This window comes from Pseudooceanicola atlanticus (genome assembly GCF_000768315.1).
Classification (GTDB): domain Bacteria; phylum Pseudomonadota; class Alphaproteobacteria; order Rhodobacterales; family Rhodobacteraceae; genus Pseudooceanicola; species Pseudooceanicola atlanticus.
This window is the reverse complement of sequence record NZ_AQQX01000015.1, coordinates 26,052-48,512: the sequence shown is the minus strand read 5'-3', so window position 1 is coordinate 48,512 and position 22,461 is coordinate 26,052. Positions and strand designations below refer to the sequence as shown.

The 22,461-nt window shown below is 60.8% G+C and carries 21 protein-coding genes; 10 read left to right on the top strand and 11 right to left on the bottom strand.

What is annotated here, in order from left to right; genetic code table 11:
- Nucleotides 1-40 precede the first annotated feature (40 nt).
- From ATO9_RS23985 to ATO9_RS20125, 4 genes are all read right to left on the bottom strand, one after another.
- Nucleotides 41-583 carry an AraC family transcriptional regulator gene (locus ATO9_RS23985; protein ID WP_238318825.1) on the bottom strand — a complete coding sequence of 181 codons (543 nt, stop codon included), beginning with the start codon at nt 581-583 and terminating at the stop codon, nt 41-43.
- Entirely contained in the window at nt 567-1,421 is an 855-nt protein-coding gene (locus ATO9_RS20135) for an SDR family oxidoreductase (protein ID WP_043753641.1), read from the bottom strand. Before ATO9_RS20135 ends, ATO9_RS23985 begins: the two co-directional genes overlap by 17 nt.
- Entirely contained in the window at nt 1,418-3,355 is a 1,938-nt protein-coding gene (locus tag ATO9_RS20130; RefSeq protein ID WP_043753639.1) for an AMP-binding protein, read from the bottom strand. The genes ATO9_RS20135 and ATO9_RS20130 overlap by 4 nt, the downstream gene beginning before the upstream one ends.
- Before the next feature lie 113 nt (nt 3,356-3,468).
- Nucleotides 3,469-4,230, bottom strand: a complete 762-nt coding sequence (locus ATO9_RS20125; protein ID WP_027264415.1) for a glucose 1-dehydrogenase — start codon at nt 4,228-4,230, stop codon at nt 3,469-3,471.
- Between the two features lie 91 nt (nt 4,231-4,321).
- On the opposite strand from ATO9_RS20125, the gene ATO9_RS20120 reads away from it, so the two are divergent.
- Nucleotides 4,322-5,722, top strand: a complete 1,401-nt coding sequence (locus tag ATO9_RS20120) for a TetR/AcrR family transcriptional regulator (RefSeq protein ID WP_269902658.1) — start codon at nt 4,322-4,324, stop codon at nt 5,720-5,722.
- Here the strand turns inward: ATO9_RS20120 and ATO9_RS20115 are convergent.
- The 6 genes from ATO9_RS20115 to ATO9_RS20090 are packed head-to-tail and all read right to left on the bottom strand — an operon-like array spanning nt 5,704 to nt 10,689.
- The gene (locus ATO9_RS20115) at nt 5,704-6,105 is read right to left on the bottom strand and encodes a PaaI family thioesterase (protein ID WP_028093915.1); all 402 of its coding nucleotides are present in this window, start codon (nt 6,103-6,105) and stop codon (nt 5,704-5,706) included. The genes ATO9_RS20120 and ATO9_RS20115 overlap by 19 nt on opposite strands.
- Nucleotides 6,105-6,587, bottom strand: coding sequence for a PaaI family thioesterase (locus ATO9_RS20110; RefSeq protein WP_027264417.1), 483 nt, complete (start codon nt 6,585-6,587; stop codon nt 6,105-6,107). Before ATO9_RS20110 ends, ATO9_RS20115 begins: the two co-directional genes overlap by 1 nt.
- Before the next feature lie 12 nt (nt 6,588-6,599).
- Complete coding sequence (locus tag ATO9_RS20105; protein WP_043753635.1) at nt 6,600-7,403, bottom strand: enoyl-CoA hydratase-related protein; 804 nt, start codon at nt 7,401-7,403, stop codon at nt 6,600-6,602.
- A complete protein-coding gene (locus tag ATO9_RS20100; RefSeq protein WP_028288564.1) occupies nt 7,396-8,250 on the bottom strand; it encodes an SDR family NAD(P)-dependent oxidoreductase in 855 nt (284 codons plus the stop codon). Before ATO9_RS20100 ends, ATO9_RS20105 begins: the two co-directional genes overlap by 8 nt.
- 11 nt (nt 8,251-8,261) lie before the next feature.
- Nucleotides 8,262-9,461: an acyl-CoA dehydrogenase family protein gene (locus ATO9_RS20095; RefSeq protein WP_043753632.1), complete on the bottom strand. Its 1,200-nt coding sequence runs from the start codon at nt 9,459-9,461 to the stop codon at nt 8,262-8,264.
- A gap of 13 nt (nt 9,462-9,474) precedes the next feature.
- The gene (locus tag ATO9_RS20090) at nt 9,475-10,689 is read right to left on the bottom strand and encodes an acyl-CoA dehydrogenase family protein (RefSeq protein WP_048534215.1); all 1,215 of its coding nucleotides are present in this window, start codon (nt 10,687-10,689) and stop codon (nt 9,475-9,477) included.
- 134 nt (nt 10,690-10,823) lie between these two features.
- Here ATO9_RS20090 and ATO9_RS20085 point away from each other — a divergent pair, with 134 nt between their 5' ends.
- The 5 genes from ATO9_RS20085 to ATO9_RS20065 are packed head-to-tail and all read left to right on the top strand — an operon-like array spanning nt 10,824 to nt 17,025.
- Entirely contained in the window at nt 10,824-11,609 is a 786-nt protein-coding gene (locus ATO9_RS20085) for an enoyl-CoA hydratase-related protein (RefSeq protein ID WP_043753629.1), read from the top strand.
- A 21-nt stretch (nt 11,610-11,630) separates the two neighbouring features.
- Entirely contained in the window at nt 11,631-13,430 is a 1,800-nt protein-coding gene (locus tag ATO9_RS20080; protein WP_043753627.1) for an acyclic terpene utilization AtuA family protein, read from the top strand.
- Between the two features lie 12 nt (nt 13,431-13,442).
- Complete coding sequence (locus tag ATO9_RS20075; RefSeq protein WP_043753624.1) at nt 13,443-14,912, top strand: acetyl-CoA carboxylase biotin carboxylase subunit; 1,470 nt, start codon at nt 13,443-13,445, stop codon at nt 14,910-14,912.
- Nucleotides 14,900-15,415: an acyl-CoA carboxylase biotin carboxyl carrier protein subunit gene (locus ATO9_RS20070; RefSeq protein ID WP_043753621.1), complete on the top strand. Its 516-nt coding sequence runs from the start codon at nt 14,900-14,902 to the stop codon at nt 15,413-15,415. The genes ATO9_RS20075 and ATO9_RS20070 overlap by 13 nt, the downstream gene beginning before the upstream one ends.
- Nucleotides 15,416-15,417: 2 nt before the next feature.
- Nucleotides 15,418-17,025: an acyl-CoA carboxylase subunit beta gene (locus ATO9_RS20065; RefSeq protein ID WP_043753618.1), complete on the top strand. Its 1,608-nt coding sequence runs from the start codon at nt 15,418-15,420 to the stop codon at nt 17,023-17,025.
- Nucleotides 17,026-17,136: 111 nt separating this feature from the next.
- Here ATO9_RS20065 and ATO9_RS20060 read toward each other — a convergent pair whose 3' ends face one another.
- Nucleotides 17,137-17,748, bottom strand: coding sequence for an acyltransferase (locus ATO9_RS20060; RefSeq protein WP_043753615.1), 612 nt, complete (start codon nt 17,746-17,748; stop codon nt 17,137-17,139).
- Between the two features lie 253 nt (nt 17,749-18,001).
- Here ATO9_RS20060 and ATO9_RS20055 point away from each other — a divergent pair, with 253 nt between their 5' ends.
- From ATO9_RS20055 to ATO9_RS20040, 4 genes are all read left to right on the top strand, one after another.
- Nucleotides 18,002-19,186, top strand: a complete 1,185-nt coding sequence (locus ATO9_RS20055; protein ID WP_043753613.1) for a lipid-transfer protein — start codon at nt 18,002-18,004, stop codon at nt 19,184-19,186.
- A gap of 24 nt (nt 19,187-19,210) precedes the next feature.
- Nucleotides 19,211-20,041, top strand: coding sequence for an SDR family NAD(P)-dependent oxidoreductase (locus tag ATO9_RS20050; protein WP_027264429.1), 831 nt, complete (start codon nt 19,211-19,213; stop codon nt 20,039-20,041).
- 180 nt (nt 20,042-20,221) lie between these two features.
- On the top strand, nt 20,222-20,851 hold the full coding sequence (locus ATO9_RS20045; protein ID WP_043753609.1) for a TetR/AcrR family transcriptional regulator: 630 nt from the start codon (nt 20,222-20,224) through the stop codon (nt 20,849-20,851).
- A gap of 4 nt (nt 20,852-20,855) precedes the next feature.
- Nucleotides 20,856-22,454 carry an acyl-CoA carboxylase subunit beta gene (locus ATO9_RS20040; protein ID WP_043753606.1) on the top strand — a complete coding sequence of 533 codons (1,599 nt, stop codon included), beginning with the start codon at nt 20,856-20,858 and terminating at the stop codon, nt 22,452-22,454.
- Nucleotides 22,455-22,461 lie beyond the last annotated feature (7 nt).

The window sequence follows — 22,461 nt, the reverse complement described above, 5'->3', positions numbered from 1 at the left end:
TGAGATTGATCGTAATATCCGGCGTCCAGCGCTAGATCGCTCAGCGGCAGGGTCTTGACGCAAGCTGCCCGAGAGCCCGGCGAAAGCGTCGCAAGGTCGCTAGCCGCGACACGCCGGTTTCCGCCCGCACCTTTCGACGTTTGGTCCGGTGGCTGTAAGCTCCGGGTGGTGCGGCAAAGCGCAGGTCTCTCGCAAGGCCGTCAAGCACCGCGATGAGCGCAGGCAGGTCATCGTCCCCGGTCTGAACCCTGGCCAGTTCAGAGGCCAGCATGTCCAGCCCTTTGGAGTCGGGAAATCGCTGCGGTCGTGACGACAGTCGCAGCCCGGCCACGACACCCAGGAATGGCCTTGGGCGGGGCGAACAATAGGGGCGCGGTTCTGCCAGCGATACGCGCCCGCCGCCGCTGTCGTCGCGCGTTACCGAAAGGGTAAAGAGGTCGGTTGCGAACCGCCCGCGTCCACCACCGCTCAGCACACCGGTATCGCGGAACACGAACAAATGGTCGATCTGTTTAGCCGCTTCCTCAGGCGGCGCCAGTTCGAGATAAAGCGGCGGCGCCATCAGGTTACTTGACGAAAGCATTCCGGTTTTCGGCGATGAAATCGGCAAACCGGCGGGCCGGGCGCTCCACCACCTCGCTGACCGTGGTCTCGATGCCGGCTAGGTAGCCCCTGGGCGCGATAGAGGCCAGTTCGACCATGGCCCCGGCGACCTCGTCCTGCATTCCGCCGGCCACCATGCCCGCCCTGGCATCCTCGGCCGACAGGGACACGCACGACACTGTTCGTCCCGTCACCCCGGACAGAAGGGCCGCGATGTCATCCCCTGCAAGAGCTTCGGGCCCGGTCAGGCCAAGAACCTTGCCTTCGTACCCCGGAGCGGTCAGCGCCTCGGCGGCGACATCCGCGATGTCGCGGGCGTCGATCCAGGCCACGGGGCCGCCCAGATCGTCATAGTACACGGCGTCCTTTGCAATGTTGCCGGCCTGCCACAGCAGGTTCTGCATGAAATAGGTCGGCTGGACAAAGGTCCAGTCAAGGCCGCTTTGCTTCAGCAGTTCCTGGGTTTCCGAATGCCATTTGCCAAAGGTCAGCCCCGCCTTGGGCGACGCGCCAAGCCCCGTGGCCAAAACGATATGGCGCACGCCCGCGGACTTGGCCGCCTCGATCACGTTCGCCTTCCACTGGCGCATGTTCAGATGGGCAGGCGTGACCAGGTATATCTTTTCTGCCCCGTCACAGGCCCGCGCCAGCGCGGCAGGGTCGGTGAAATCCGCGACGACCGCCTCGCATCCTTTGGCCTTTAGCGCGTCTAACTTTGAGAGGTCGCTGGTGACAGCGCGCACGGTCGCGCCTTTTGCCAGAAGCGTGTCGACGAGGGGCGCACCAGTCGTGCCCGTGGCTCCGAAAACAGTGATCATGACTTTTCCTTTTGCAGGTCTGCGATGGGCTGAATGGTTTCCGGGTTGCTGATCGACGACAGATCGCCTGGATCTTCACCGAGAAAGGCGGCGCGCACGACACGGCGCATGGTTTTCATGCTGCGGGTCTTGGGCAGCGCTTCGACAAAGTGGATCTCGCGCGGGCGGAAGGGTTTCGAGACGATCTCCCCGACACGATCCTTGAGCCGGTTCACGAGCTCCGCGCCCGGCGACACATTTGGTGCCGCCACGCAGACGCAGACGACAGCCACGCCCTTGATGTCATCAGGTGCCGCGATGGCCGCGGCGTCCACCACCTCTCCGGTTTCGGTCAGGGCCGCCTCGATCTCGGGCGGGCCGATGCGTTTGCCGGCGATGTTCAGCGTGTCGTCCGACCGGCCCAGGATATACCATGTCCCGTCCGGATCGCAGCGCACCCAGTCGCCGTGCCGCCAGAGGCCGGGGAAGGTGGACCAGTAGGTGTCAAGGTAGCGATCGCGGTCCCCCCTGATGGCCGGGGTCAGACCCAGAGGCGGCTGGGTCACGACCAGTTCGCCGACCTCGCCCGGTGCGGCTTCGCTGCCGTCCTGGCGCAGAACCTTGGCCCCGACACCCAGGGCCTGGGCCGAAAATCCGCCGGGCTTGAGCTCGTGCAGCACGGTCGAGGTCAGGATCGCGCCAAAAAGCTCGGTCCCGCCCGAGATGTTCAGCGGCACGGCGCGGCGGCGACAGATATGATCGAGCTGCCAGAGCCAGGCATCCTCGGTCCAGGGCTCGCCGGTCGAGGCGACGATGCGCAGGGACGACAAGTCGTAGCCCGACAAAGATTCAGTATCCTGCGTCATGAACTGCCGTACCAGGGTCGGGGCCACGCCGAGATGCGTGACCTCCATCTCGGACGCAAGACGCAGCAGCCTGAAGGGATCGCCGGGCATTGATGGTGCGCCCTCGGCCAGCACCAGAGTCGAACCGGACAAGAGCACCGATAAAAGGGTGAGCGGTCCCATGACCCACCCCATGTCGGTCATCCAGAGGTGCCGGTCATCCCGTTTCATGTCGAGGCAAAGCAGGAAATCGGCCGTGGCCTTGGCCTGCACGCCCAAATGGGTATGCACGACACCCTTGGGCCGCCCGGTGGTGCCCGATGTATAGGCGATGAGAAAGGTGTCATCGGCACTGACGGGAACGGCGGCAAACTCCGGACTGGCGCGGCCCACTGTTTCGGTCCAGTCCAGATCGCGGGCCGGATCGGCCACCGCATCGCCGAACCGTCGCAGGCTGATCACGGTATGAACCGATGGTACGTCGGTCAAAGCCTGGGCAAGGGTCGCTTCCATCCAGACCGGCTTGCCTCGCCGGGGTGTGGCATCCGCCGTCAACACCGCCACGGCATCCGCGTCGTTCAGGCGCGATACGATGGCATGGGGCGCAAAACCGGAAAACAGCGGCACCGCAACCGCGCCCAGCCGGGCAATACCCAGAAGCGCGGCCTCGATTTCGGGGATCATCGGCATATAGATGCCCACCGCCTGACCGGGCCTTACACCGCGCGTGGCAAGGGCCGAGGCGACGCGGGAGGCTTCGGCGGTAAGGTCGGAATAGGTCCAGCGGCGGCGGCTTCCGTCTTCGCCGACCCAGTCGATTGCGACCTTGTCGCCCAAGCCATCGGCAATTCGGGCGTCAAGACAGGTTTCCGTCAGATTCAAAGTACTCCCGACGGCCCACCGGATCGATTCGGGCCCTTCGGAGATATCTCGCAACCGGCTGTAGGGCCGCGCGAACCGTATCCCGGCATGGTCAATGATCTGGCCCCAGAACCAGTCTGGGTCTTCATTCGAACGGCGGACGAGTTCCTCGTAACTGTCAATGCCGCAGCCCCTCAGAAATGCGGTCAGCGTGCTTGTCCGCTGGATGTCAGAGCCTGGCTGAAACATTCGCAACCTTTCTAGAATGAAAAAGGGCCGCACATAAGGCGCGGCCAGTCGGGGAGGTAACTCTTGGCACGGTATGGCAGCAGCGCCTTGAGTCCGGCGCTGCTGCCAGCGTTTTAACCGTGCATGGACAGGCCGCCCGAAACCGAAATCACCTGGCCGGTAATGAACCCTGCGTCGTCCGACGACAGGAAGCAGATGATGCCAGGGTAATCCGTCGGCTGCGCAAGACGCTTCATCGGAATCGCCCGCTTGAGACCTTCGGCGATCTTTTGACCGGCCTCGCCCTCGGCAACCTGAGCGAACAGCGGCGTATCGGTCGGGCCGGGGGCGACCGCATTCAATTGAATACCTTTACGCGCCAGTTCGCGCGCTACGGTTTTGGTGAACGAGATGATGCCACCCTTGCAGGCCGAATACACGGCTTCGCCGGATGATCCGACGCGTCCGGCGTCGGACGCGATGTTGACCACACGGCCGCCGCCGTTCTTGACCATGCCCGGAAGCACCGCGTGATGCATATTCAGCGGACCGTAAAGATTTATGTCGATGACCTTTTTCCAAAGGTCGGGATCGGTGTCGAGGAACGGTTTGATCACGTCCCAGCCGGCATTGTTCACCAGCACATCGACCGGACCCCCGGCCTCGAACTCGGCTACAGCCTTGTCGACCTGGGCACGGTCGGTGATGTCCACCTTGAAGGCCTGCGCCTTGCCGCCGGCCTCGGTGATCAGGCGAACCGTTTCCTTCGCCCCGTCTTCGCTCATGTCAAAGATCGCAATCTCGGCACCTTCTTCGCCGAACCGTTCGCACACCGCGCGCCCGATGCCGCTGCCGCCGCCGGTCACGATCACGCGTTTTCCACTCAACCCTCGCATATGGAGGTCCTCCTCTTCCGCTATCATCTTGGCAAAGAACTTGATTCGGAACGTTCCTTCCATTATTCTAACATTTGTTAGATTTAATGCAATGGACAGTCTCGTGTCCCGCAAGTATCGAAATGGAATGGTACACAAGACTGACCCACCCAGGACACTGAGCGAAGACTTGAGCAAGTCTGAGAGGACACGTGAGGGTATCCTTTCGGCGGCTGCGCGACTTTTTCGGTATGAAGGCTATCACGCAACGACTATGCGCGACATCGCGCAGGAAGCTGGCATTGAGGCCGGCAGCATTTATTATCATTTTCAATCCAAGGACCAGATTCTGAGCGATGTTCTCGATCTTGGCGTCCGTCAACTATATCAGGCGGTCAGTGAAATCGTTCGGTCGGCACCGATAAGTTCGGAGGATTTTCGCAAGACTTTCAGACTGCTGATTGAAACACACCTTACCTACCTATTGACCGACAGCGACTTCACGTCAGCCAATATTCGGAACTATCCGATGTTGTCGGACGAAACACGCGCCCCGCATCGCGAATTGCGTGCATCATATGCAGGGGCTTGGGGCAAATTCCTGAATGACGCCAAACGCGCCGGCCACCTTCGAAGCGACATATCCACTGCTGTGATCCGCCAGTTCATCCTGAGTGCCATGAACTGGACCGTAGAATGGTACGATGTCGACAAGTATCCGGTGCGCATCCTCGCGGAACGAATGAGTAAGCTGATACTTGACGGAATGTGTCCACATCGCAAGGCGGGTACCGGAGGCTTGAAGCTGTGCCCCGCCACTCCCGCCAAAACCCCGGATCCCGACGGCAAGGCGGCTAAGACCCGTGCAGAAATTCTAAAGGCCGCAGCGCGCGTTCTGAGGGACAATGGCTACAAGGCGACCACGCTGAGAAAGATCGCGGAAGAAGCGGACATGAAAGCGGGAAGCGTCTATTACCATTTCAACTCCAAGGAAGCGATCGTTGACGAAGTTCTAAACGCCGGACTGAGGGACTTGCTAGCAGGTGTCGAAGCCGCCGTTCGGAAATTCGATGCCCCGTACGATCATCACGCCAGGATAGCGACTGCAATCTGGGCGCACCTGGATTTCCTCTTCAAGGCAAGCGAATTCACCTCGGCGAATATCAGAAGCTATGGAATGCTCCCCAATCATTTCAGGGAGAGGCACAGGGGTATTCGCCATGAGTATGGAAAACTCTGGGATCGGATACTCCGTGACGCTCAGGACGACGGTGCCATACGGTCGGATATCAAGATCGTCCCCTTGCGCCAAGTGATGTTGGGTGCCTTAAACTGGACGGTGGAATGGTTCGACCCGAACAAGGCAGGAGTGGAAGGATATCTATCACTGCCTGAATTCTCCAGCATGCTCATCAATCTGCTATTGGAAGGCATTTGTAACCGGGAAGCGACCCCGTCCACAGGACAAGGTAGCCCTGAAAGCGGTTGCCCCGGTCAGACCAGAAGGAAGTGATACAGCCCTTCGGCAACCGCCTTTTCCCGATCCGTCTGCCAGCTGAGCACGCTGACGCTTGCCATCCGCTTGCCTTTGCGCGTGACGTTAGCGCGCGCAAAAAGCGGTCCCTTCACACCGGGTCTGAGGTAATCGACGGTCAGGTTGATCGGCTTGGCCGGAACGTCGGCGAAATCGGGCTGTACCGCGATGGCGGCAGTGGCCTCCATAAAACTCGCGATTATGCCGCCATGGTAGTACTCCATGATCGGGTTACCGATATGGCGGTCATCAAAGGTCATTTCCGCCTCAGCATGGAGACTGTCTAGACTTCTGACCTCAAAGTTGAGAAATCGGAAGAACGGCACCCGGGATACATTGGCATTGACAGTTTGCACGTCCATCACGAGGTTTTTCCTTTTGTCATTGCGTCAAACAGGCTGGTTTCGCCGCGCGTCAATGCAAACGAGGCGGTTCCCCTGGCTATTTCAGCATCCTCATGGCCCGCGAACCAGACGCTACCGGAATTGAAGGCGATGTGGCGGGTCTTGCGAAAACAATGCGCTTGAACGATGACATCCGCGCGCGAACGGGCCGGGCGCAGGTAATCAACTCTGAGGTCAAGAGTGGCCATGGTACTGACGCCTTCGATGGCAACAAAGTTCGCCAGTCCAAAGACACTGTCCAGAAGTGCCGTCAGGATACCACCGTGGAGCAGCGATTGTTCCGCATCGACGCAAAAGTCCGGATTGAACGGCATCCGAACCCGAACACCTTCCGTCGAGACCTCTTCGATCTCAAGCGCCATATGCGTTATCAGACCCTTGCCGCGCGCATTCCACATCTGCGCGATTTGCTCCATCTTCTTTTGGGTGATGTCTGACATGCGATCTTTCCTTTAACGCCCCGTGAAATTGGGTTTTCGTTTTTCGACGAACGCAGCAACCGCCTCGTGGTGGTCTTCGGTCTGATGCATGAGCGCCTGATAGGCCGCTGCGGAATTCAGGAAATCCGGCAGGTCCATCCGTTCGGCATTGCGCATCAGACGCTTGGCGACCCGCACCGCGCGCGGCGGTTTCGCGGCGATGACAGCGGCCCGTTCACGGGCCCGTTCCATCAATTTTTCATGAGGCACAAGTTCAAGCACCATACCAAGCTCCAGCGCTTCCTTGGCCTCGACCATGCGCCCCGAGAAGGTCAGATCGGCGGCCTTCTGGTGGCCCAGACGACGCAACAGGAACCAGCTGCCCGCATCGCCCGGAATGATTCCGAGATTCAGAAACACCTCGCCGAACCTTGCTTTTTCTGACGCGATGCGCATGTCGCACATCATGGTCAGGTCGCACCCCGCGCCCACCGCCGGGCCGTTGACTGCGGCGATCGTCGGAATATCCATGTTGTAGAGCGCAAGCGGCAGCCGCTGCACCCCATCAACATAGCTCTGCGCCGCCGCCAGCGGCTCCTTGCGGAACACGCTGTCGGGATCGTTCATCTCCTTGATGTCCCCGCCTGCACAAAAGGCCGGGTCGGCCCCGGTCAGGATCATCGCGCTGACCTGAGGATCGGCCTGCACCTTGGCGAAGGTCTCCAGAAGGGCAGCGATCATGTCGTTGCCGGTGACCGGGTTGCGCCGCTCGGGGTCGTTCAGCGTAACCGTAGCGATCCTGTCGGAAATCTCCAGAAGGACGGGCTGTTTATTCATTCTTGCCATCTCCCCGTTCGCGTTTCTCGAACATCGCGGGGTTGATCATGTCCCGCGCGTCATGACCCATATGCAAGGTCTCACCGCCGTCTACATAAATGTCTTCTCCGGTGATGAAACCGCCAAGTTTCGAGGCCAGGAAAATGATCGTGCCTGCGATGTCCTCGGCCGCCCCCATCCGGTTTAGCACCGAGCGGTTCAGCTTTTTCCACTGTTCCGGCGGAATCGGATAGCGGCCAAGCGCATCGGTCTTGATCGTGCCCGGCGCGACACAGTTCAGCCGGATGCCGTACTCGCCCCATTCGGCGGCCAGCGTTTTCATCATGCCCGTCACACCGGCGCGGGCGGCGACGGTGTGTGTAAAGCCGGTAAGCGCGGTGCGCGCCGAGATGGCGGTGACAAACACAACCGATCCACCATTGTCGTACATGAAGTGATCCGCCGCTGCCCGGGTCATCTGCCAAGATCCGATCAGGTTGTTGCGGATCACGGCTTCGAAGCCCTTGTTGGTGATATCGCGGGCGGCCGCGATATACTGGCCGCCGGCATTGTTCACCAAGACATCCAACTGCCCGTAGTGGTCCTTGATGCGTCCCATCGCGGTTTCGATACTGTCCTCGTCGCGGGTATCTCCGGGCACGACAAAGGCCTCGCCCCCCGCCGACCGGATCATCTCGGCGGTCTCCTCCAGCGGCTCTTCCCGGCGCGCGAACAGCGCAAGCCTGGCCCCGCAAGAGGCCATTTCGATCGCCGTCGCCCGGCCCATTCCAGATCCAGACCCCGTGACCAGGGCAACCTGGCCCGCCATGAGATCCGACGCGTAACGCCTTGATTTCGCTTCGCTCATGTTCCGCCCCCTTAGTTCTTCAGCAATTCGCCGGAGATGATGAGTTTGCGAACCTCCTGGGTGCCCGCGCCGACCTCAAGCACGCGACCGGTTCGGTACAGCCGGTTCACTTCGGTATCACGCATGTAGCCTGAGCCGCCGTGAATCTGGACAGCTTTGTCCAGCACGAAGGATGTCGCCTCAGCGGCCTTGTAGATCGCCGCAGCGGTGAGCTTGTGGATTTCGCCGCGCCCGCCTGCGCCCTCTTCGAGGCCCTCACACATGGCTGCGGTGCGCAAGGACAGGCTGCGCGCGGCCTCGATCTGCGTATACATGTCGGCCAGCATCGCCTGAACCATCTGAAAACTGGCGATCGGTTTGCCGAATTGCTGGCGTGTCTTGGCGTAGTCGATGGAAATATCCAATGCCCGCTGAGCAATACCCAAGGCGTTGAAACAGACGATGGCCCGTTCCAGATCAAGCCCGGACATCGTCACGGCAACGCCGCCATCAAGTTTGCCGACCATGTTTTTTGCGGGCACCCGGCAGTCCTCGAACACCAGTTCGCCGGTGGGCGAGCCACGGAAACCCATCTTGTTGAGCTTCTGCGCCACCTTGAAACCGGGCGTGTCGGTTTCCACGATAAAGGCGGAAATGCCCTTGGCCCCTTTTTCGGGCGATGTTTTGGCATAGACCAGCACCAGATCGGCAATCGGCCCATTGGTGATATAGATCTTGGCGCCGTTCAGGATGTAGTCGTCGCCATCCTTTTTGGCCGTGGTCCGCATCGAGCCAAGCGCATCGGATCCCGCGCCGGGTTCGGTCAGACCCAGGGCGCCGATCAGCGTGCCGTTGCAAAGCCCCGGCAGGTATTTTCGGCGCAGATCGTCATTGGCGTTGCGATAGATGTTGTTGACGCACAAATTGTCATGCGCCACATGAGTCAGCCCAATCGCGGCAGAGGCCCGCGACAGCTGTTCGGTGATGATGCAGGCCGAGGTGAAATCCAAACCAGCGCCACCGAATTCCGGCGGCACGTTCAGTCCCAGGTAGCCCATTTCGCCCAGCTTGGGGAAAACCGAAGACGGCAGGTCATCAGTATCGTCCATTTCCGCATTCAGATGGTGGAATTCGGACATGAAGAACTTGCCGGCCTGATCGGCCAGGGCCTGCTGTTCGTCCGTCATGAAATGTGTTGGCAGAGCGGTGTCGTTGCGCAGTTGCTTGTTCATTGTCTCGTCCCCCTCAGGCGCGCAAAAGTTCTTCGGCAATGATGATCTTGCGGACTTCGCTTGTTCCCGCGCCGATCTCCAACAATTTGTTGGCGCGGAACAGCCGGTTGATCTCGGTGTCCTGCATGTAGCCAGAGCCACCATGAATATGACAGGCTTCGGTCACCGCCTTGTTGAATGCCTCGCCTGCGTAAAGACAGGCCGCCGCGGTCAGTTTGTGGATTTCGCCACGGCCCCCGGCCCCTTTTGGTAGGCCCGTACAGGCGGCCAGTGCCCGATAACCGAATGCGCGCGCGGTTTCGACCTCGGTGTAGATCTCGGCCAGTTTCGACTGCATCATCTGGAAACTTGCAATCGGTTTGCCGAATTGTTCGCGAATCTTGGCGTATTCCAGCCCTAGTTCCAGGGCGCGTTCGGCCATGCCAACGCAGACTGAGGCAACCATAGCACGCTCCAGATCCAACCCGCTCATTACCACCGAAACGCCGGTGTTTTCCGGTCCAACCATGGCGGATGCGGGTACGCGGCAATCCTCAAACACCAGTTCTCCGGTTGGCGAGCCGCGAAAGCCCATCTTGTCAAGCTTTTGCGCCACCTTGAAACCGGGATTGTCCGTCTCGATGATGAAAGCAGAAATGCCCTTGGCGCCCTTCGACTTGTCGGTTTTGGCATAAAGCAGGATCACATCGGCAATGGGGCCGTTGGTGATGTAAATCTTCGAGCCGTTGATGACATAATCATCACCGTCGCGGCGGGCAGTTGTGGCCATGGATCCGAGCGCATCGGATCCCGCACCCGGTTCGGTCAGGCCCAAAGCACCAACCAGCTCGCCCGAGCAAAGGCCCGGCACGTATTTCTTCACATGCTCTTCGGATCCATTGCGCAGCAGGTTATTCAGGCACAGGTTGTCATGCGCCCCGTGTGAGAGGCCCACAGCCGGATTCCACTTCGAAATCACCTCGGACACCAGCGCCTGGGTGAACTCGTTCTGTCCCGATCCGCCATGCTCTTCGGGTGCGGTAATCCCCAGCAGGCCCAGCTCGCCCATCTGCTTGAACAGATCATCGGGCCACCATTCCTCGTCATCCATACGCGCTTGTAGTGGGTGTAGCACCTCGCGCGACACCCGATCCACGTGATCGACGATCTGGCGTTGCTCATCAGTCAAAGAATAGTTCGCCCTGATGGCTTCCAGATCAGCCGAGATGGCCTCACTTTGAGTGGTCATATCATCCTCCCGAAAAATGTCGTCCGCCGTGTTGACCAAAATCAAACATATGTTAGAAAATAGATCAAGCCAAGCTTTTGACGACCTGACGTAAGAAAGCGCGGTGTCCTGAATACAGGGGGGGAGCTTCGGAAATGACTGAGAGCGTTGTTCAATCGCAGGCGCTCGGCAAAGAAGTGCGTATCACGATTCGACGTCCTGACAATCGAAATGCCCTCAACCGTGAGGTCGCAGACGGGATCATGGCCGCCATATGTGCTGCCGAGAGGGACAGCGATTGCCGCGTGATCGTTCTGACCGGCGAGGGCGAGCGCGCCTTCTGTGCCGGGGGCGACATCAAGGCGGGGGCGGATGGCGGCCCGTTTGTTCAGGATCCGGCGGACCCGGATCATTTTGCCGGAAGGTTGTTCGAGACGATACAGGCGTGCCGAAAGCCAACGATCGCGCGCATCAATGGTGTCGCGATGGGGGCAGGAGCGGGCATCATCTGTGCCTGCGATCTGGCTGTGATGGCGGATCATGCCCGCATCGGAACGCCGGAAGTGAAGGTGGGTCTGTTTCCTATGACGATCGTGCCACCCATGATGCGCGTGCTGCCCCGGCGGAGGCTGATGGAGATGTTCATCACCGGCGTTCCTCTGACGGCCGAGGAAGCCCTGCAGTTCAATCTGGTCAACTATGTGACCGATGCCGCGGGGCTGGACGACAAGGTTGCAGAACTGGTTGCCCAGATCGCCGCGCAGTCGCCGAGCGCGATCCGGCTGGGAAAATACGCCTGTCACGCGATGGAGGACATGACCTATCCGCAGCAGATGCGGTTTGCAGAAACACTGTTACCGCGTGTGGCGCAGACCGAAGACGCGCGCGAAGGCTTTGATGCCTTTATTGAGAAGCGCAAACCCGAATGGACGGGCCGCTGATCAAACGGGGAGGAGAGGAATATGTCGGAACGAAAGCTGCGCATCGGATGCGCGTCGGGCTTCTGGGGCGATACGCCGGAAGCGATCGGTCAACTGGTCTCAAAGGGCGAGATCGACTATCTGGTGTTTGACTATCTGGCAGAGGTGACAATGTCGCTGATGGCGCGGGCCCGCGCCAAAGCGCCCGAGTCGGGCTATGCGCCGGACTTCGTCAAGGCGCTGGCACCCTGGTTGTCGGATATCAAGGCAAAAGGGATCAAGGTCGTTGCCAATGCAGGGGGCGTGAACCCGCGTGGCTGCAGCGATGCGCTTGCCAAAGCCGCCGCCCAGGCCGGGATCGATCTGTCCATCGGAGTCGTGCTAGGCGATGACCTGTTGCCCAGGGCCGATGAAATTCGCAAAAACGGTCAGACGGAAATGTTCTCGGGTGTCGCATTTCCAGATGATATCTGGAGCATGAATGCCTATCTGGGTGCCCGCCCCATCGCTGCCGCGCTGGATGCCGGGGCCGACATCGTGATCACCGGACGCTGCGCCGACAGCGCGGTCGCGCTTGGTCCCCTGATGCATGAATACGGTTGGGGCGACGATGACTGGGACAAGCTCAGCCAGGGATCGCTGGCCGGCCACCTGATCGAATGCGGCCCCCAGGGAACCGGCGGCAACTTCACCGACTGGCAGGACGTGCCGGGTTGGGACAATATGGGCATGCCCATCGTCGAGGTGTCCGAAGACGGCAGTTTCATCATGACCAAGACGCCTGACACCGGCGGGCTGGTCGTGCCCGGGTCAGTCGGAGAGCAGATGCTCTATGAAATCGGGGACCCGCGCGCCTACCTGTTGCCCGACGTGATCTGCGACTGGTCCGGGGTCACCCTGGAACAGGTCGGACCCGACCGGGTGCTGGTCAAGGGCGGCCGGGGGCTTGGGCGCACCGACAGCTACAAGGTGTCGGCGACCCATGCCGATGGCTGGCGCGCGGTCTCTACCCTGACACTGGCCGCGATTGACGCACCCGCCAAGGCCGAACGTGTGGCCGAGGCGATCCTGACCCGCTGTCGCCGGATTTTCCGCGACCGCAACATGGGAGATTTCCGGCAGGTCAGCGTCGAGGTGCTGGGGGCCGAGGCGGCCTATGGCGCAAATGCGCGCGCCCGGACCCGCGAGGTGGTGCTCAAGATCGGCGCGGTCCATGACGATCGCGCCGCGCTGAACATCTTTGCCGGCGAAATCGCACCGATGGCGATTTCGACCGCGCAGGGTCTGACCGGGTTCTTCGCCGGACGGCCAAAGGTGCAGCCGGTGGTCCGTCTATTTTCCTTCCTTCAGAGCAAGGCCGAGACCCCCGTCGCGGTCGAGGTCGACGGCAAGGATGTGCCCGTGAGCGTGGCCGCCACGCCAGTCCACCTTGATCCGCCTGCCGCACCGCCCGCAGATAGCCGCGAGCCCGGTCCGGACGTTGTCAAGGTCCGCCTCGTCGATCTGGCCTGGGGCCGCTCGGGCGACAAGGGGGACATCGCCAATATCGGCATCCTCGCGCGCAAGCCGGACTACCTGCCATATATCCGCTCGGCTCTCAGCGAAGAGGTGGTGAAGGACTATTTCGCCCATGTCTGCGACGGCAGGGTAGAACGGTTCGACCTGCCCGGAAGCCATTCGCTGAATTTCCTGCTGCATGACTCGCTGGGCGGGGGGGGCATCGCTTCGGTCCGCATAGACCCGCAGGGCAAAGGGTTCGCGCAGATGCTGCTTGATATCGAAATTCCCGTGCCAGCCGATCTGGCCGCACGTGACGGACTGAATGCCGCGGCCCGGAACTAAGAGGACGACACCATGACCATTTCGAAACTCCTGGTCGCCAATCGGGGCGAGATCGCGGCGCGCGTGTTGCGCACCGCTAAGGCCCGCGGGCTTGCGACTGCCGTGTTGCGTCATGTCGCCGAGCAAGAGGGGCCGGCGCATCTGATCGCAGATGAGGTCGTGATGATCGACGGCCCGACGCCCGTGGCCGCCTATCTCGATATTCCTCAGATCGTCGAAGCCGCCAAAGGGATCGGCGCGGACGCGGTTCATCCCGGCTATGGCTTTCTGTCAGAGAATGCCGGTTTTGTCGCGGCGCTGGAAAAAGCCGGAGTGACCTTTGTCGGCCCGACGTCCGAGGTCATCGACCTGATGGGGGACAAGGTCCGCGCCCGCGCCTTCGTCGAGGAACGCGGGTTTCCCGTCGCCCCCTCGGCCATCGAGGATGATGATCCGGCGAGCTTTGTCGAACGCGCCCGCGCCGTTGGCTATCCGCTGCTCATCAAGCCCTCGGCCGGCGGTGGCGGCAAGGGCATGCGCGTCGTACGCGAGGACAGCACGCTGGAGACCGAAATCGAAACCGCGCGCCGCGAAGGCGAACGATATTTCGGCGACGGGCGGCTTTTCGTCGAACGCTATATCGAACGCCCGCGCCATATCGAGGTGCAGGTGATGGGCGACGGACAGGGCAACGTGGTCCATTTCTGGGAACGTGAATGTTCGATCCAGCGCCGGTTCCAGAAGATTATCGAGGAAACGCCGTCACCGGCGCTGACCCCCGAGCAACGGGATGAGATCTGCGAGACCGCTGCCGGAATTGCCCGCGCCGTCAAATACCGCGGGGCAGGGACTGTCGAATTCATCTATGCACAGGATGGGGCCTTTTATTTCCTGGAAATGAACACCCGCCTTCAGGTCGAACATCCGGTGACCGAGATGGTAACCGGCTTTGATCTGGTTGCCGAGCAGCTGCGTGTCGCGGCGGGCGACGGGCTGAGCGCCGTGCAGGCGGATATTCCCCAAACCGGACACTCGATCGAACTGCGCATCTGTGCCGAGGATGCGACCGCCGATTTTCGCCCCGCGATCGGCAATATCCTGCTGCTGGACGAACCCCAGGGCGAGGGGATCCGCGTAGACAGCGGCATTCTGGATGGCGGCAAGGTAACGACCGACTTCGACCCGATGTTGTCCAAGCTGATCGTGCATGGCCCGGATCGCGCGCAGGCCATCGCCCGTGCCCGGAGCGCGGTGCAAAGCTATGTGATTCTCGGGGTAACGACCAACACCGGTTACCTGGATGCAATCCTTGCACATCCGGATTTCGCCTCTGGTGACGTTTCAACTGGCTTCCTGGCTGAACAATCCGAAACGCTAACCGCGCCGGGCGAAGACGTCTCTGACTTGCTGATGGCGGCGGCGGCCCTATCGGACGAGCGCCTGGTGAGTGACGTAATGCAGATACCGGAAATGTACCGCAAGATGGGTGGGTGGAGAAACTGATGCAACGGATTTTTCAGATCGACGGAGAAGAGACTGATTGCTGGCTGGGTCATGATGGCAGCCGGTTCGTGCTCAACACCCCCACTGGCGCTGTTGCCTGCCAATTGGACCCGACGGGTCTGCCGGGCGGGTACAAGCTGCGGGCCAAGGGTGTTGTGCGCGAATTGCGACTGGCCGTGGGGCCGGAAGCAACTTTTGTACACACGGACGGGCGAACCTATGAAGTCGGGCGGGTTGATCCCGCCGAACGCCTGGCCGGAAGCGACGGTGGCGCGAGCGACGACCGATTGGTGGCGCCCATGCCGGGTGTCGTGGTGTCAGTTGCGGTTAAACCCGGCGATGCGGTTGAAGAAGGCCAGCCACTTCTGGTGATCGAAAGCATGAAGTTGGAAACCACACTGACGGCGCCGCGCGACGGGGTCGTTGCCGAAATGCCATTCGCCGAAGGCGACAGTTTTGGTCTGAAAGACATCCTGGCCCAATTGGCTCCGGAGGAGGAGTGACCATGCGCAGAATTGAAAGTCAGATCGACACCAATGCCGCCGACTACAAGGCAAATTTCGCCGCCATGTCTGAACGGCTGAAGGAATTCCACGCTCGCCAGCACGCGGCGCGTTTCGAACGTCCGCAACGCGATATCGACCGCCTCGCCCGCCAGAACAAACTGGGCGTGCGCGAGCGGTTGAAACTGCTGCTGGACCCCGGCACTCCGTTTTTGGAATTTTCAACCCTGGCGGCCTGTCGTGAATATGACGGGGTGGTGCCCGGCGCAGGCGTGGTTACGGGGATCGGCATCGTGCAAGGCCGCGAGGTCGCCATTCATGCCAATGATGCCAGCGTCAAGGGCGGTGCCTGGTATCCGCATACCGTGAAAAAGGTCGTGCGTCTTCTGGATGTCGCGCTGGAAAACCGTCTGCCGGTCATCCATATCTGCGACAGCGCGGGCGGTTTCCTGCCGCTGCAGCACGGGGTGTTTCCCGACCGGTATCTGGGCGGGCGGGTGTTCCGCAACCAGGTCAAGCTGAGCCAGGCCAATATCCCGCAGATTGCCGTGGTCGGCGGACACTGCACGGCTGGCGGTGCCTATGTGCCGACGCTGAGCGACTACAACATCATCATCGAAGGCACAGGCGCGATTTTCCTTGGCGGTCCCCCGCTGGTCAAGGCGGCTACCGGCGAAGAGGTCGGTGTTCAGGAGCTTGGCGGCGCGGTCATGCACACCTCGGTATCGGGCACCGGCGACTATCGCGCCGCGACCGAACAACACGCCTTTTCACTGGCGCGCGAGATTGTCAGCCAATGGATGCGCACCCCGAAAACGATCATCGAAACCGCCGCTTTTGAAGAGCCATACTACGACCCCAAGGAGCTTTATGGGATCATCCCCAAGGACCGGAAAACCCAGTTTGATATGCGCGAGGTCCTGGCGCGGATCGTCGATGGCTCGCGCTTTCACGAATACCAGCCCGACTATGGCACCACGATGGTTTGCGGCTTTGCCCATATCTGGGGTTACAAGGTCGGCATCCTTGCCAACAACGGGGTGCTGTTCAACGACAGTTCGCTCAAGGCAGCGCATTTCATGCAGTTGTGCAACCAGAACCGCACGCCTCTGGTCTTTTTCCAGAACATCACCGGCTATATGGTGGGCCGCGAATACGAAGAACGAGGCATCGCCAAGGATGGCGCCAAGATGCTGATGGCGCAGGGCGGCTCGGTCGTGCCGAAGTTTACCGTGATCGCCAATGCGTCTTACGGGGCCGGCAACTACGGGATGTGCGGACGGGCCTGGGACGCGCGCACGCTGTTCATGTGGCCCCAGGCCGAGATCGGCGTGATGGGGGCGGATCAGGCCGCAAATACCATGGCGGACGTCAAGATTCGGCAGCTTCAGCGCGAAGGCAAAGAGCTGACCGAAGAAGAAATCGCCGCGATCCGCGAACCGGTGCTGGAAAAATACAAGCGCGATGTCGAGGCTTATACCTCGACCTCGGAATTGTGGGACGACGGCATCCTCGATCCGGCGGACACACGCAACGCGCTTGGCATGTCGATTTCTGCCTCGCTCAATGCACCGATCGACGATCCGCACTACGGGATCTTCCGTCTGTAAAGGCTTGAGGGACGGCACACCGGGTCGGGGAGTGCCGTTCCGCGTCAAGGCGCTTCCATCTGGCGCTTTCGGAATCTGAAGTAGTCCTGACCGGTCCGGTTCCCGGACAGGTCAGGACGATGTCCGCCGCGCCTCCTGAATGGAGACGACGTCAGAGGCCGCCATGCCGGGCCGGTTTGCCTCGACCGCCTTCAGCGGCTCGACCGGCGTCAATCCGGCCAGACAGTCGCGCGCAAGTTGCTGGTATTCCGCGGTGCCGCGCGTTTTCCACGCGATTTCTTTCTCGCTGACCTCGCGGATCACCTTTGCCGGCGATCCCACCACCATCGAACGCGGCGGAATCACGGTTTCGCCACGCACAAACGCCTGCGCGCCGACAATCGATTCCGCCCCAAGCTCTACACCATCCATAATGACGGAATTCATTCCGACCAGAGCGTTCCGGCCCACTGTGCAACCGTGCAGGATCGCGCCATGGCCGATGTGGCCGTCGCTTTCCACCACGGCGTCGCGGCCGGGAAAGGAATGGATGATGCAATTGTCCTGAACATTGGCTCCATCCCCGATCACGATCCTGCCGAAATCGCCCCGCAAGCTTGCTCCGGGGCCGATGTAGCATCCATGACCCAAGATGACATTTCCGATCAGAACGGCCTGGGGGTGGACATATGTATCCTCGGGCACGACGGGTATAAAACCCTTGAACTCATAACAGTATGCCATTCCGACCACCTTTCGTAAGCTGAGTGCTAAACGCTTGTCAGCGGTTGCGCCGGGACCAGAATCCCTCAATTGTGCCGCCGATCAGGGCGTGTGGCCCGAAAACAAACACAAGTTAGAAAATAGCGCAAGCTCCCTACGTCACAGCTTGGCGATATTGACACTTCCCAAGGTTGGGATTTAAAATCTAACAAATGGTAGAAAATAGGCTGGCGGACCGATTAGGGTGGCCTGACCGAACTTGGGAGAGAGAGAAATGACAGACAAAGCCTATGTTGCAGGCGTTGGGATGGTCCCGTTCCAGAAGCCGGGAAAATCCGAAAGCTACGATGTGATGGCGACCGCTGCGACCCGGTCCGCTCTGGCAGACGCGGGGTTGGATTATGATAAAGTCCAACAGGCCTATGTTGGCTATGTCTATGGCGACAGCACCTGCGGTCAGCGCGCCCTGTACCATGTCGGAATGACAGGCATCCCGGTTCTGAATGTGAACAACAACTGCTCGACCGGATCGTCCGCCCTGTTCCTGGCCAGGCAGGCAGTTGAAAGCGGCGCGGTCGAATGTGCTCTGGCACTTGGGTTCGAACAGATGCAGCCCGGCGCAATCGGTGCGATGTTCCATGACCGGGTCAGCCCGTTTGCGGCATTCGACAGTGAAACCGACGAACTGGTTGGCAGTGCCGAGATCCCGCTGGCGCTGCGGTACTTCGGCGGTGCGGGCAAGGCGCATATGGACGAGTTCGGCACCCCCCTGGAAACCTTCGCAAAAATCCGCGCCAAGGCCAGCCGACATGCTGCGAAGAATCCGGTTGCCCTGTTCCGGCAGGAGGTGACGGCGGAAGACGTCATGGCCGCCCAGGTCGTCTGGCCCGGCGTCATGACCAAGCTCATGGCCTGTCCGCCAACCTGTGGCGCGGCCGCCGCGATCATTTGTTCCAAGAAATTCGCCGACAAGCACGGACTGGACATTTCGGTTCGGATCGCGGCGCAGGCCATGACGACGGACGGCCCGGAAACTTTCGAAGCCCATGACATGCGCGAAGTGGTCGGCTTTTCGATGGCCAAGCGCGCCGCCGATCAGGTTTACGAGGACGCGGGCATCGGGCCCGAGGACGTGGATGTGGTCGAACTGCACGACTGTTTCGCCCACAACGAGCTTATCACCTATGAGGCGCTTGGCCTTTGCGGTCGCGGCGAAGCGGCGAAATTCGTTGATGATGGCGACAACACCTACGGCGGAAAATACGTGACCAACCCGTCGGGCGGTCTTTTGTCCAAAGGCCATCCGCTTGGGGCGACCGGCCTAGCGCAATGTACCGAGCTCGTTCAGCAGCTTCGCGGCCAGGCAGATGCGCGCCAGGTTGATGGCGCACGTCTGGCGCTTCAGCACAATCTGGGCCTCGGCGGGGCCTGCGTCACCACGCTTTATGAAAAAGCCTGATAGCGCCTTTCGGGAGGAATCAATATGACTGGAAAACTCGACGGGCGCGTGGCGCTGGTCTCGGGCTCGGGCCGGGGCATTGGCCGCGAAATCGCTCTCAAACTGGCCTCGGAAGGGGCCCGGCTGGTGATCAACGATCTGGATGCGGATCCGGCCAATGAAACCGCCGAGGCGGTGCGCGCAATGGGAGCTGAGGCCGTGGTCTGTGCCGGCAGCGTCACCGAAGACGGTTTTGCCGAACGGTTCATCAAGACCGGCGTGGACAGCTTTGGCGGGTTAGACATCATCGTGAACAACGCAGGCTACACTTGGGATAGCGTCGTTCAGAAGATGTCCGACGAACAGTGGCAGGCGATCATCGACGTCCACCTGACGGCACCTTTCAAGATCCTGCGCGCTGCCCAGCCGGTGATCAGCGCCAAGGCCAAGGAAGAGGCCGCCGCCGGGCAAGAGGTGTTCCGCAAGGTGGTCAACATCTCGTCCATCGCAGGGACCGGCGGCAATGCTGGCCAGATCAACTATTCCGCCGCAAAGGCCGGTATCCTAGGGGTCACCCGGACGATGGCCAAGGAATGGGGCCGCTATAAGGTCAACGTCAACGCCGTCGCCTTCGGCCCGATTCGCACCCGCTTGACCGAAGGCAGCGCGGATGGCGACAGCACGATCAAGGTCGAGGAAAAAGAGATCAAGGTCGGCGTGAATCCCGATCTCCTGTCCCAGATGGAGCGCATGATCCCGCTGGGCCGGGTCGGCACTCCGGAAGAAGCTGCCGGTGCCGTCTATCTGTTCTGTGCGCCGGAATCGAACTTCATTTCAGGCCAGCACGTCATCTGCGGTGGCGGTTTCGTGATCTAAGGCATTTGCCCGGACCCGATGACGGGGTCCGGGCAAGCACATTAATGTCTGGGCGGCCTCTTGGCGGTCGCCAATGCGGAATTTTCCGCAAACTCTAGTCTGGCACGATCACGACGATTTACTCATTTGCGTTATTAACCTAACAGGCGTTAGTTAGGTGTTGGGGCGATACGAAAGTATATGGCACAAAACACGGCAATCAAAGTCAACGAGACATCGCGCAGCGCGGTTGGACGGGATGGGGTGCTGGACATTGCCGCGCGGCTTTTCCGCGAACAACGCTACGGGTCCGTTTCGCTCCGAAAAATTGCCGAGGCTGCCGGGATCAAGGCGGGTAGCATATATTATCATTTCGGTTCCAAGGACGAGATCGTCGCGGCCGTTCTTGATGCAGGGATTCGAGTCGTTCACGAGAGCATGAGAGACGCCGTCACCGACCTGCGGGCCGATGCCGACGGCGAAACGGTACTGCGCGCCGCGATCCGGGCGCATCTGCGCGCGCTTATTGATGTGAGCGATTATACATCGGCGAATGTGCGTATTTTCGGGCAGGTGCCGCAATCCGTCCGGGATGCCAACTTGCCCACGCGCAGGGCCTATGAGGCAGAGTGGGACAGTCTTCTGTCCCAGCTTAAGAAAGATGGCACGCTGAAGCAAGACGTCGATATCCGTCGCCTGCGCCTGATGCTGATCGGTACATTGAACGCCACGCTCGATTGGTTCGACCCGGACCGCGGTAGCGCCGATGCGTTGTCACGCACCTATGCCGATGTGTTCCTCAACGGGATACTCCAAAGACAGGATACCTGACTTCATGGCACGTCTTGAAACAGCGGTGCTGACCGCATCAGAGACCTACACCCGCAACCACGCCGCACAAAGCGAGCGCGTCGAAACGCTGCGTGCGCGGATCGCCGAAGCAACGGCTGGCGGCCGCCCCGATATGGTCGCGCGGCATCGCAAGCGCGGCAAGCTGTTGGTCCGCGAACGGATCGACCTGCTGGTGGATCCGGGCACTGCGTTTCTTGAGCTGTCGTCGCTTGCCGCCTACGGTCAATACGGGGGCGAGGTGCCCGGTGCGGGGATCGTGACCGGTATCGGGATCGTCCACGGGCTGCCCTGCGTTGTGATCGCCAACGATGCGACAGTGAAGGGTGGGTCCTTCTATCACGAAACCGTGCAGAAACACATCCGCGCCCAGGAAATCGCAGCCGAGAACCGGCTGCCCTGCCTCTATCTGGTGGATTGCGGCGGTGCCTATCTGCCAGAGCAGGACCGGGTTTTCCCCGATGCCCGCCATTTCGGCAATTCCTTTTATCGTCAAACCAACATGTCCGCGAGCGGCCTGCCGCAGATCTCGGCGGTCTTTGGAGGCTGCACGGCCGGTGGGGCCTATATCCCGGCCCTGTCGGACGAAGTCATCATGGTACGCGGCAACGCACGCATCCATCTGGGCGGCCCCTCGATCGTCAAGGTGGCGATCAACGAAGAGGTTGATGGAGAAACATTGGGGGGGGCCGAGATGCATTCGCGCGTCTCCGGTGTGTCTGACCATCTGGCCGAGGACGAGTATCATGCGCTTGCTCTGATGCGCGACATCGTATCCGAACTGGGCCTGTCGCGCCCGATGGGTCCCGATGCAACCTGCGCGCCGCCGGCGCGCAACCCAGAGGAACTGCTTGGCGTCATCAGCGCCGATCGCAAACAGCCCTATGACATGCGCGAGGTTCTGCTGCGCATGATCGACGCCGGCGAATTCCGCGAATTCAAGCCCGGATGGGGTGAGACGCTGGTCTGCGGCACCGCGCGGATTCACGGCTATCGAGTGGGCATTCTCGCAAATAATGGGGCGCTTGTGTCCGACAGTTCGCTCAAGGGCGCGCAATTCGTGTCGATGTGCGATCAACGCAACATCCCGCTTTTGTTCCTCCACAACATCTCGGGCTTCATGGTCGGCACCGAAGCCGAGCGCGGCGGCATTGCCAAAGACAGCGCCAAGCTGGTCTATGCCATGTCGGTTGCCAAGGTGCCGCGCCTGTCGGTCCTCTTGGGCGGCTCATACGGGGCAGGCAACTACGGCATGTGCGGACGTGGTTTCGCCCCGAATTTTCTCTTTGCCTGGCCCACGGCGGAACTGGCCACCATGTCTGCCGACATCGCCACAAATGTGATGCTGGAACTGCGCCGCCAGAAAGGGGGCGACCCGGGCAAGATGGAGGCCGACATGAAGCTGATCGAGGAGCAGGTTCGGGCCCAGTACGGTGAACAGTCCGATCCCTATTATGCCACCTCGCGGCTTTGGGATGACGGGCTGATCGAACCCGCGCAAACCCGCGATATCCTTGGCCTGTGTCTGGCCATCGTGACATCGGTGCCCGAAGCCGGTCGCCATACGCCTGTATTCAGAATGTGAGGCTTCA